Genomic DNA, 10,586 nt, shown 5'->3' with positions numbered 1-10,586 from the left:
TCAGAGTTTTTATTAATCTTTAATATTAGTTCTCTATTAAACATAGAGAACTAGCTGCCATCTCCTCTACGCAAACACTTCAGCTATCCGTTCTCTTATCAACTTTTCTTGGTGCAAGATCTGAGTTTAATCGAGAGACGCGACATATCACGTCTCTGCGGGGTATGTGTGTTTTAACCTTTGCTTCAACTGCTATAAAGCACACGCGAGCAATCACGACATGAGAACGCCCTAAAGGACTCGGCTTCGCCGTCGCGCGAGTTTGACGGGAGGAAATACCAACGGTCAGTTGGCAGATTCCATTTATCCTTATTATCCCGCTTGACGGGACGAACGGGGACTCTCGTGTTGACAATCAAGTCAATCGCTACTTTTTTGTTACACGATATAAAAAATTTAATTAATACCAAATCCGTTCAGTTAAACCCTCAATAAATATCCAGTGTAGAGACGTATCATGATAGGTCTCGAAGTAGGTTTAACAGTTTTATCTATAAACTGGGTATGTAATTCGGATTTGGTATAATCAGGCTTTGTGTGAATCAGTCTTCTTAAGCTTGCTGTTTCGGGGAAATTGTTAGAATAGCTTTTTTCTCAGTTCGTGAAAACCTTAATTGAGCAAGGCTAATTTTAAATTCACATGAGACGTTTTAATCAATTATTAGTAGCGATCTCACGCCACATTCCGACCAAAATCCCCTGTATTTCTACTGCTTCTGCATCCACTTTAATTGGATCGTATTTGATATTTGCTGGTTTTAAGGTGACTTGGTTGCCTTCTTGATAAAATCGTTTGAGGGTTGTACCATATCCCGATACTCTGGCTGCTACAATATCACCATTTTTAGCATCATTGGTATCATCTACTGAGCGCATGACCACAAAATCACCTTCAATGATAGAATCTTCGATCATACTGTCTCCAGTAACTCTCAAAACATAACAATCAGATTGAGTAAATAAATCACTTAAGTCTAGTCTTGTTTTTTCATCGGTAAAAGGTTCAACCAAACCACCCGCAGCAATTGTCCCTAAAACAGATAAGCCTTTTTCTGGTTGATGTAAAATTCTCAGAGTCCGAGCTTTACCATCTGTCCAATCGATGTAACCTTTATTTCGTAGTCTTTCAAGACGACTTTGTACTGGGGCTGGCGATCGCAAATTCATAGCTACCATCATCTGTCTAATAGAGGGCGCGTGTTGCGTACTTCTAATGTATTCAACTAGCCAATCATATAATTCTTGTTGGGCTGGAGTTAAACTTTCCATAACTTTTTCTAGGGGGTTTTTCTCAGAACATGAGTACTAAATATTAGATGCTATTTACCCCCCCAAAGTCAAGGTATTTGTAAAAAATAGTAATTATTCAAGCAAATAGCTGCTAACAATAATTACCATTTCAACAGATTAAACTGTTCCATATCGATAGTGTCACGGTTACGATAAATAGCTAACACAATTGCCAACCCGACTGCTGCTTCTGCTGCTGCTACCGTGATGACAAACACTGTAAAAACCTGACCTTTAATCTCAGCAGGGTCTAAATAGTTAGAAAATCCCATCAAGTTAATATTAACCGCATTGAGCATTAACTCAATAGACATTAAAACACGGACTGCATTACGACTGGTAACTAAACCATAAATGCCGATACAGAACAAAGCAGCACCCAACAACAAAAAATACTCTAGTTGCATCAAAAAAATCCTCTTGCTTATAAAAATCCTAATTTTCTTCGGAAGAGTTAACCGCAGAAGCCAATTCACGGGGACGCTCTGGTAAAGTCAAGCTGGTAGAAACTGTTTCTTGACTTTCAATCGTATCTGGAATTAAGTCACGGCGAGCCAGAATAATTGCACCTACCATTGCCATTAATAGCAACACAGAAGCTAATTCAAAAGGTAATAGATAATCACTAAAGAAATGCTCTCCCAAGGCGATAACAGTGTTCTCTACCACCGCAGGAGAAGTAGTATCTAAAGACCAAGGAGTCACTAAAACCATTGTGCCTAAAAGAGCAAATAACCCGATACAAACAACGGCAGTAGCTCCCTGACGCAACCAACGATTGGGAAGCTCTGAAAAATCTTCTCGCTTATTAACTAGCATGATGGCAAACAAAATTAAAACATTAACTGCGCCAACGTAAATTAAGATTTGGGCTGCTGCCACAAAATCAGCATTTAAAAGAATGTATAAACCAGAAATACTTAAAAACACTCCTGCTAATAAAAATGCCGAATGCACAATGTTAGATAGTAATACTACACCTAAAGAGGTAACTAACATCATGACAGCTAGAATGCCAAAAGAGACTATTTGAACGCCTTCAGCTAAATTCACTCTTGTTTCTTTTCACTCCTACTTAGTTTTTTGGGGACTGGGGAATGGTGATTAGGGAATAGGGACTGGGGAATTGGCAATCACTATTCTCTAATTCCTGTTTATTTTGTTGTACCGATTTACCTTGCTTTCAACTACAGGCAAATATGATTATTCACTCTTTTGTTTCTTCTTCTTTAGTCATAGTTGCTAAAATCTCTTCAGGACGTTTACCTGGTCTTTGAGAGCCAGCAGGAAGGTCATGGGGTTCAACCTCGCCTTTAGGTAGGTAGGCAAACTCTCTTAAGGGAGTTACCGCAGGGTCTTGGGTTACTTTGTAAGGCAAACGCCCTAATGCTACGTTATCGTAGTTTAACTCATGGCGATCGTAGGATGCGAGTTCGTATTCCTCCGTCATAGAGAGACAATTAGTAGGACAATACTCAACGCAGTTACCGCAGAAAATACAAACACCAAAGTCAATACTGTAGTGATCCAGTTTTTTCTTCTTCACTTTTTTATCGAAGTTCCAATCAACCACAGGTAGATTAATCGGACAAACACGAACACAAACTTCACAAGCGATACATTTATCAAACTCAAAGTGAATCCGACCGCGATAACGCTCAGAAGGTATTAATTTCTCGTAAGGATACTGTACGGTTACAGGTCTGCGTCTCATGTGATCGAAAGTTACAGATAGACCCTGACCAATGAATTTAGCTGCTTGAAAGCTTTCTTTGGCATAGTCTTGAACTTGTTTGAGTACTTTAAACATTTTCCTTTTGTGATTGTTTATATAGAGGCTTTTCAATACACAATTAATTATTGATAGCCTTTAATATTTAGTGTATCTAACCTCCAAAAGCAACGGGGAAAGATAACTTCAGTGCTGCGGTGATTAAAAGATTAGCTAGAGATACTGGTAAAAGGAATTTCCAGCCTAGGTTAAGTAGTTGGTCAATACGAACGCGGGGTACAGTCCAGCGCAAAAGAATCGCGATGAACACTAAAAAGTAAGCTTTAATTAAGGTCATTAAAATTCCTAATGAGCCAGTAATAACCTGTAACCAAGGAGTTGTTTCGCTGACTCCTAACCAATTAGCCATATGGTCTAAAGGAACCAGAAATTCCCAACCACCAAGATAAAGCACTGCAAATACCAAAGCAGATAATACCAGGTTAATGTAAGAACCCAGGTAAAATAAAGCAAATTTCATTCCTGCATATTCGGTTTGATAACCTGCAACTAATTCTTCTTCTGCTTCAGGAAGGTCAAAAGGAAGACGCTCGCATTCTGCTAAAGCCGAAATCCAAAAGACAATAAATCCTACTGGTTGTCGCCAAATATTCCAGCCTAAAATGCCATAACCTGATTGCTGCTCTACAATATCTATCGTACTGAGACTGTTAGACATCATAACAATAGCGAGTACTGATAAAGCCAAAGGAATCTCATAACTAATAGATTGGGCTGTTGCTCTTAATCCACCCATTAAGGAATACTTGTTATTAGAAGCATAACCAGACATCAGCAAGCCAATAGGAGCAATACTAGCCAGAGCTACCCACAAGAAAATACCCACGTTGAGGTCAGTAACGTTAAGGTTTTGTCCAAAAGGAATGATGAGATAGGACAAAAATACAGGAACAACTACTAAAGCAGGACCAATAGTAAATAGCCAGGGGTCAGCTTTGGCGGGGATAACATCTTCTTTAAAAACTAATTTAATGCCGTCTGCTACGGGTTGCAATACTCCCAAAGGTCCAGCGTATTCGGGTCCAATACGTTGTTGTGCAGCAGCAGAGATTTTACGCTCTAGCCAAACTACTACCAAAACACCCACGGTAGCACCAATGATCATCAGTAGCATGGGTAATGGCAACCAGATGGTTTTTGCTAGTCCAGGGGGAAGCCCTAACTCGGTTAGAGTTTCAATGAAACTTCCTTGAAGGTCAATTCCTGAATTCATAATGTGTGTTTTATCGTTACGTCAATTTAGTCGTTAATTTAGAGTTGAGATTCTGATTGGATATTTAGAGAGTCTATTGCATAGTATATCGCTGTCAGGTGGTTAACTTTGTTTATTGAGGAGTAATTTTTGCTTATTAATAATATTTAGGTGTGAGTTGGATCGCGAATAAGTTAGTAATATTAGGTTTGGTTGAACAGCTTATTTGTTGCGGATGATGGGGAATTACGAAAAAACTTTATTTATATAGCAAGAAAACAAATCAATCATTGTGAAATTGCATCTCGAATATAGGCTGATGGGACATCGATGTATGTCGAAGTAGCTTTTTTAGCCGAGGGGTAAAATTGTCAAATGCTGGCTGATGAAAGTCATACAAATTATTCTCTAAAGGATGAATGTATTGAGGGGTATAGTTTCCGAGTAAAGATATTCTTGGGCGATCGCTCTTGTTTTCGGAAGTATCGTGCCAACATAGTCCGTGAGAAATAATAGCCGTACCTGCGCTTCCCGTAATTTTTTGAGCAGTGTGTTCAAACTTTTTCAAATCTGGTTTGATGGCTAATTTTTGTGTACCCGCAGCGAATAAGGGTGCGCCATTATCTACCGTAAAGTCATCTATCATCCAAATAACTTGGATTTCTAAAATAGGATGCTGAGGAAAAGGAGAAGGCATTGCCCAGTAGGGATAATCCACATGAACGCCCATTCTTTGGGCTTGGGGATCGAGAATATGGGCAGAAAAGCCACCAAGAACGCTATCTTTTCCCAGTATTGCTTCGATAACCGCAAGAATTAGCTTTTCTTGGACTAATTTACGAAAAATATCCCCCTTATAAATTAAGCCATATAGTCTTTTCTTTTTCCCCTTAATAACTAATTTATCCTGTTGTCTCTCTTGTCGGTCGAGTTGCAAAATCAAATCTCTTGTTTTCCTGGCTTCGGTAGGACTTAACAAGTCAGGTAGCACCACATAACCTTTACCTCGAACTATTTCTTCAGTTAATTCAGTAATATTCACTCTTCTTCGCCTATTATTGGTAAATCAGTCAAAATCTTGGACATTTATAGCAGTCTAAGAGATTAGGCTTCAATAAACTTATCTGGCTGTCTTTGTTTGAACTCTCTTCTAGGTTTTATAAGGGAAACTGCTACAATAGCGATCGCTATTGGTAGTAGATTTGGCTTTTTCAAGCCATTTAAGCTGACAATACCCATAAGCTGAATACGTCCACTATCGTTAGATTTGTGTTATTTCGGAGAATGATACATATTTAGTTTAGATTGATTGTCTTGTTTTTGTTCCTCATCTTTACCGAAGCATTGTATCAATAATGTCTAAGCTAGAAATATTTCTAGAATCGCTATATCAAAAATATCAACCCCTTAATCACGGAAAACTGGCTCGTTATATTCCTCAGTTAGCTAAAGCCAATCCTGACTGGTTTGCGATCTGTGTTGTCACTACCGACGGCAGAGAGTTTACCGTTGGAGATTACACCGAAAACTTTACCATTCAATCTATCTCTAAAGTCTTTACTTATGGTATGGCATTAGAAGATTGTGGCAGAGACGCATTACTCGAAAAAGTTGGAGTCGAACCCACTGGCGACCCTTTTGACTCTGTAATTCGCCTCGATGAAAACTCTAAACGTCCTGATAATCCTATGGTTAATGCAGGTGCTATAGCAACTACCAGTTTAATTAAAGGTAGCGAACCTACTGAACGTCTTAATCGAATGTTAGAGATGTTTCGTCGCTATATCAATCGTGATGTTTTTATTGATGTTTCTGTGTTTATGTCAGAAAAAGCTACTGGTCATCGTAACCGTGCTTTAGCTAATTTATTATTGAATTTTGGCACCATCGAACCCCAGATTGAAGCTATTCTCGATCTTTATTTTCAACAATGCGCCCTAGTTGTTAACTGTCAAGATTTAGCGATGATGGCAGCTACTTTAGCTAATAGCGGTATTCACCCTATATCCAAAGTACAAGCTGTTCAACCCAATTACGTCAGGGATATTTTGAGCGTTATGTATACCTGTGGGATGTATAACTATGCAGGAGAATGGGCTTATCGAGTGGGAATTCCCGCTAAAAGTGGAGTTTCTGGTGGTATTATGGGGGTAATTCCCGAACGGGCTGGTATTGCTGTCTTTTCTCCTTTAATTGATGCCCGAGGTAATAGTGTTAGAGGACTGCGAGTCTTTGAAGATTTATCCCAGGAGTTTGGTTTGCATCTTTTAGACCTTTCAATGGGCAATTGCCATTTTTTAGATTGTCTTGAATCATAATCAATCTAATTTCGATCTTTAAAATTTTTTAGTTAATCGAGATGTGAGAATTCATATTAGAAGTCACAATTTCACCGCTTTTAACTGGGGTAACTAAGCCTTCAATAGGAGCAGTATAACTAGGTATAGCACTAGCAGCTAAAGGAATGTGGCGATCGCTGACTACTAAACCCAAAGTGGGATCGTAACCCCGCCAGCCCGCGCCTGGTAAATAAATTTCTACCCAAGCGTGTAAATCTCTGCTTTGCTGATTGCGATCTCCTTCTTGATAACCACTAACAAATCTGGCTGCTATTCCCACGGCACGACAGACTTCCATGAATAACACTGTAAAATCTCGACAAGAGCCTTGTTTGCGTTCCCAAGTGATCCCAGCAGGATAGGGTTTACCTGTTTCTCTGGTGATATATTCGCAGTCTTGATAGATTAATTGGTTCAAAGCAAATATATAATCAACCGTATTTCCCTGAGTTGCGGAGAGAATCTCTTGGGCTAATTCTAAAGCTTTACTGTCGGGAATAAAGCTGTAGGGCTGTAAGTATGGCTGTAATTGTCTCAGTAAAGAACTAGGATAATCAAAGGGTACAGTTGTTGCCCAAGGTTCGAGGAGATAGTTAAAAGGGTTATCATCGCTAGTTGTAACTTGAGACAATACCTGAATACTTAACTGTTCTGTGGGGCTATTAAACCACAATTTAATGAGGTTACTGCCATCTAAATCGATTAAATCAGAGCTTCCTTGGGGTTGCGGTTGTATGGAGAGAGAGAAGCTATTAAGTTGATAAAAGCGATCGCTACGAGGGCATAATCTAAGCAGATGAGGTTTGAGTAAAACTGCTTGATTGTATTTGTACGTTGTTTGATGGCTGATTTGGTATTGCACAGTAAGGATCACCTATAGCGATAAAAGTTTGATAGATTTCGTTGCCTACCTCATTGATTGAACTTTGCATTCCATCTAAAAATTCGTGTAAACCAGACTGAATAATTTCGTCTATGGTGAGATAACCTAATTGAGAACATAATTTACCCAAAGCTTTTTCGGCACTATTACACCAGCTACCAGTAGGAGTTTGCGTAATTTCATGAAGACATTGTTCAGCTTGTCGTAAACAGAAATGAATCGATCGCGGAAAGGTGCGATCTAAAATCAAAAATTCAGCAACAGTACTGGGGTTAATGTGATGCTGACACTTGCGATACATTTCGTAAGCACTAGCCGATCTGAGTAACGATATCCATTGAATGCGATCCAAGGGTGTACCAACCCATTCGGCTGAAGGTAACAGTAAAAAGTATTTAACATCTAAGATACGAGCCGTTTTATCCGCCCTTTCTAATAGTCTGCCTAACTGTCCAAAATGCCAGCCTTCATTGTGAGACATAGTAGCATCCATTACTCCCGCAAAGCGATGACTAGCCATTTTCACTTTACTAAACAATTTGGGCAAAGCACTGACAGATTGAGTGGAAGAAGTTTCTTTAATCATTAAATAGAAAGAGTTTACTTCTTCCCACATCTCCGAAGAAATAACTTCACGAATCGATCGCGCATTCTCTCTCGCTATTTTTAAACAAGAAAGAATTGAATTGGCATAGTTTTCATCAAAGGTTAAAAATTGAATTACGTTATCATTATTTGCCTCATTATAGCGATCGTTAAATAGCTCCATATCACCCGTTACTGACACTAAAGGTTGCCATTGTTGGGGTACTCCTGCGGGCAAATCTAACATCAAATTGAGATTAACATCGATAAAACGTGCCACATTTTCTGCACGTTCGATATAACGGTTTAACCAATAAATTGAATCAGCTACTCTACTAAGCATAAGGAATAAACGATGAGGAATGAGGAATAAGGAATAAGGAATGAAAGATTAAGGCTAAGTTTTGGGCATATAAAGAAGGAGGAATGTAAATTATAAAAATTAGTTTTATGGCGCAAGATTTGAGGAAAAGAACTAAGGAATTCGCTTTAAGGGTGATTCGTGTTTATTCTTCTCTACCATCTTCTTCAACAGTGGCACAAGTTATCGGTAAACAAGTATTAAGATCGGGTACTTCTGTAGGAGCGCATTACCCTGAAGCTTTTCATAGTCGCTCTGATGCGGAATTTATCAACAAGATTGAAGTCGGATTACAAGAATTATAAGAAACAGTATACTGGTTCGAGTTACTCATAAAATCTAGTTTAGTTTCAGAAGCCAAATTAAAAAGTTTGTTGCAAGAAGCCTCAGAGTTAATAGCCATATTTATTGCCTCAGTTAGAAAAGTCAAACAAAAACAAAAGAAAAGATGAGGGATATATTATAAAGAGAGAGATTTCTAATTTTACTTATTTAGACAAAATTTATCACTAAAAACTTCAATTTTATGATTCAAATATTATTTTTTATTCTGTGACATCTCCTATAATTAATCGTTTCTCGTTTTTTCCTTGCTTTTCTCCTCACCTCATTCCTCATTCCTCATTCCTCATCCCTCATCCCTTATTTAGTACCCAAGTATCTTTACTTCCCCCTCCTTGAGAAGAATTCACTACTAAAGAACCTTTTTTCAAAGCAACCCTGGTTAAGCCTCCTGGGTGAACATAAATTTCATCCCCACGATGGAGAATGTAAGGGCGCAAATCTACGTGTCTCCCTTCAACTTTGTCATCAATTAAAGTGGGTACTCGCGATAAACTTAGTGTCGGTTGAGCAATGTAGTTACGGGGCTGGGCAATAATTTTCTGGGCGAATTCTGCTCTTTCGGTTGCGGTGGATTTTGTCCCAATTAGCATTCCGTAACCACCTGCTTCGTTAGCAGCTTTAACTACCAAGCTTTCTAAATTCTCTAAAACATATTTACGATCTTCTTCTCGCCAACACAAATATGTAGGAACATTAGACAATATGGGTTCTTCCCCTAAATAGTAGCGAATCATATCGGGAACATAAGCATACACTACTTTATCATCGGCGACTCCCGTACCTGGCGCATTGGCTAGAGCAACTCTTCCCTGCTTGTAGACTTTCATCAATCCTGGTACACCCAACATGGAATCAGGATTAAATGCTAAGGGATCGAGAAAGTTATCATCGATGCGACGGTACACTACATCTACTCGCTGTAAACCTTTTGTGGTTCGCATTTGCAAATAACCATCTGCGACTACTAAGTCTCTACCTTCTACCAATTCCACTCCCATTTGTTGCGCTAAAAAGGAGTGTTCGTAATAAGCAGAGTTATAAATCCCAGGAGTGAGAACAACTACCATCGGATTTGGTAATTGAGGTGGTGCGAGGTTTAGAAGAGTTTCCAATAACTGACTGGGATAGTCATCTACTGGTGCAACAGCCATAGTTTGAAAGATTTCGGGAAAGGTGCTTTTCATCACTCGTCGATTTTCCAATACGTAGGAAACCCCAGAAGGCGATCGCAAATTATCTTCTAAAACATACCAGCTACCATCCTTATCCCTGACTAAATCTGTCCCCGTAATATGACACCAAACTTTTTTTTGGCGGTTGGATTCCTCTGCATGGCTTGAGAAATCCCGAAGCGGTATTAATTATTTCGACTGGTATTTTGCCATCTTGAATAATTTTTTGTTCGCTATAAATATCGTTTAAAAACAGGTTGAGGGCTTGAATTCTTTGCTTTAAACCTTTTTCGAGTCTTGACCATTCTGAATTGACAATAATGCGGGGAATAATATCAAAAGGGAAGATTTTTTCAACACCCTGATTATCGCTATAAACGTTAAAAGTTACTCCCAATTTAAATAAAGCTACTTCTGCTGTCGATCGCTGTTGTTCTAGTTTTTCGATCCCCAAACTTGTCATGTGTTCGATCAGGGAAAGAGAATGCGATCGCGCTTCTCCTGGGGCGGTAAACAACTCATCATAAAAGTTTTCAGGATTATAAGCGTCAAAGGGCATCGGTTTTCAGTAACAAGGAACGAGGAAAAAGGACAATTTTAATCTATTTACCAGTTATTACAATCCAG

The 10,586-nt window shown here is 38.9% G+C and carries 11 protein-coding genes and 1 pseudogene; 2 read left to right on the top strand and 10 right to left on the bottom strand.

Annotated features, from left to right (window positions below; genetic code table 11):
* Positions 1 to 654: 654 nt before the first annotated feature.
* The 7 genes from lexA to H1P_RS39040 form a co-directional block, all read right to left on the bottom strand.
* Positions 655 to 1,269: a transcriptional repressor LexA gene (gene lexA, locus H1P_RS26505; RefSeq protein ID WP_144873257.1), complete on the bottom strand. Its 615-nt coding sequence runs from the start codon at positions 1,267 to 1,269 to the stop codon at positions 655 to 657.
* A 122-nt stretch (positions 1,270 to 1,391) separates the two neighbouring features.
* On the bottom strand, positions 1,392 to 1,697 hold the full coding sequence (nuoK, locus tag H1P_RS26500; RefSeq protein WP_144873254.1) for an NADH-quinone oxidoreductase subunit NuoK: 306 nt from the start codon (positions 1,695 to 1,697) through the stop codon (positions 1,392 to 1,394).
* 28 nt (positions 1,698 to 1,725) lie between these two features.
* On the bottom strand, positions 1,726 to 2,343 hold the full coding sequence (locus tag H1P_RS26495; protein WP_144873251.1) for an NADH-quinone oxidoreductase subunit J: 618 nt from the start codon (positions 2,341 to 2,343) through the stop codon (positions 1,726 to 1,728).
* Between the two features lie 154 nt (positions 2,344 to 2,497).
* A complete protein-coding gene (ndhI, locus tag H1P_RS26490) occupies positions 2,498 to 3,100 on the bottom strand; it encodes an NAD(P)H-quinone oxidoreductase subunit I (protein ID WP_144873248.1) in 603 nt (200 codons plus the stop codon).
* A gap of 76 nt (positions 3,101 to 3,176) precedes the next feature.
* On the bottom strand, positions 3,177 to 4,295 hold the full coding sequence (nuoH, locus tag H1P_RS26485; protein ID WP_144873245.1) for an NADH-quinone oxidoreductase subunit NuoH: 1,119 nt from the start codon (positions 4,293 to 4,295) through the stop codon (positions 3,177 to 3,179).
* Positions 4,296 to 4,557: 262 nt separating this feature from the next.
* Positions 4,558 to 5,316, bottom strand: a complete 759-nt coding sequence (locus H1P_RS26480; RefSeq protein WP_144873242.1) for a phytanoyl-CoA dioxygenase family protein — start codon at positions 5,314 to 5,316, stop codon at positions 4,558 to 4,560.
* Positions 5,317 to 5,378: 62 nt separating this feature from the next.
* Positions 5,379 to 5,513 carry a hypothetical protein gene (locus tag H1P_RS39040; RefSeq protein ID WP_281291233.1) on the bottom strand — a complete coding sequence of 45 codons (135 nt, stop codon included), beginning with the start codon at positions 5,511 to 5,513 and terminating at the stop codon, positions 5,379 to 5,381.
* A gap of 116 nt (positions 5,514 to 5,629) precedes the next feature.
* Here H1P_RS39040 and glsA point away from each other — a divergent pair, with 116 nt between their 5' ends.
* A complete protein-coding gene (gene glsA / locus H1P_RS26475; protein WP_144873239.1) occupies positions 5,630 to 6,592 on the top strand; it encodes a glutaminase A in 963 nt (320 codons plus the stop codon).
* 28 nt (positions 6,593 to 6,620) lie between these two features.
* On the opposite strand, the gene H1P_RS26470 is transcribed toward glsA, so the two are convergent.
* Positions 6,621 to 7,475 carry a transglutaminase family protein gene (locus tag H1P_RS26470; RefSeq protein ID WP_144873236.1) on the bottom strand — a complete coding sequence of 285 codons (855 nt, stop codon included), beginning with the start codon at positions 7,473 to 7,475 and terminating at the stop codon, positions 6,621 to 6,623.
* Positions 7,402 to 8,424, bottom strand: coding sequence for an alpha-E domain-containing protein (locus H1P_RS26465; protein WP_144873233.1), 1,023 nt, complete (start codon positions 8,422 to 8,424; stop codon positions 7,402 to 7,404). The genes H1P_RS26470 and H1P_RS26465 overlap by 74 nt, the downstream gene beginning before the upstream one ends.
* A gap of 107 nt (positions 8,425 to 8,531) precedes the next feature.
* Between H1P_RS26465 and H1P_RS38530 the strand changes: the two genes are divergently transcribed.
* Positions 8,532 to 8,747: a four helix bundle protein gene (locus tag H1P_RS38530; protein ID WP_246141963.1), complete on the top strand. Its 216-nt coding sequence runs from the start codon at positions 8,532 to 8,534 to the stop codon at positions 8,745 to 8,747.
* A 330-nt stretch (positions 8,748 to 9,077) separates the two neighbouring features.
* Here the strand turns inward: H1P_RS38530 and H1P_RS26455 are convergent.
* Positions 9,078 to 10,518, bottom strand: a pseudogene (locus H1P_RS26455) (circularly permuted type 2 ATP-grasp protein).
* Between the last annotated feature and the right edge of the window lie 68 nt (positions 10,519 to 10,586).

This window comes from Hyella patelloides LEGE 07179, from assembly GCF_900659865.1.
Lineage (GTDB): Bacteria > Cyanobacteriota > Cyanobacteriia > Cyanobacteriales > Xenococcaceae > Hyella > Hyella patelloides.
The sequence above is the reverse complement of the archived record's forward strand: the minus strand, read 5'-3'. Positions and strand labels throughout refer to the sequence as shown.

Excerpts from the sequence above, each read along its gene's own strand:
- lexA (WP_144873257.1), bottom strand. The coding sequence starts at position 1,269 with ATGGAAAGTTTAACTCCAGCCCAACAAGAATTATATGATTGGCTAGTT.
- nuoK (WP_144873254.1), bottom strand. The coding sequence starts at position 1,697 with ATGCAACTAGAGTATTTTTTGTTGTTGGGTGCTGCTTTGTTCTGTATC.
- ndhI (WP_144873248.1), bottom strand. The coding sequence starts at position 3,100 with ATGTTTAAAGTACTCAAACAAGTTCAAGACTATGCCAAAGAAAGCTTT.
- nuoH (WP_144873245.1), bottom strand. The coding sequence starts at position 4,295 with ATGAATTCAGGAATTGACCTTCAAGGAAGTTTCATTGAAACTCTAACC.
- H1P_RS39040 (WP_281291233.1), bottom strand. The coding sequence starts at position 5,513 with ATGGGTATTGTCAGCTTAAATGGCTTGAAAAAGCCAAATCTACTACCA.
- glsA (WP_144873239.1), top strand. The coding sequence starts at position 5,630 with ATGTCTAAGCTAGAAATATTTCTAGAATCGCTATATCAAAAATATCAA.
- H1P_RS26465 (WP_144873233.1), bottom strand. The coding sequence starts at position 8,424 with ATGCTTAGTAGAGTAGCTGATTCAATTTATTGGTTAAACCGTTATATC.
- H1P_RS38530 (WP_246141963.1), top strand. The coding sequence starts at position 8,532 with ATGGCGCAAGATTTGAGGAAAAGAACTAAGGAATTCGCTTTAAGGGTG.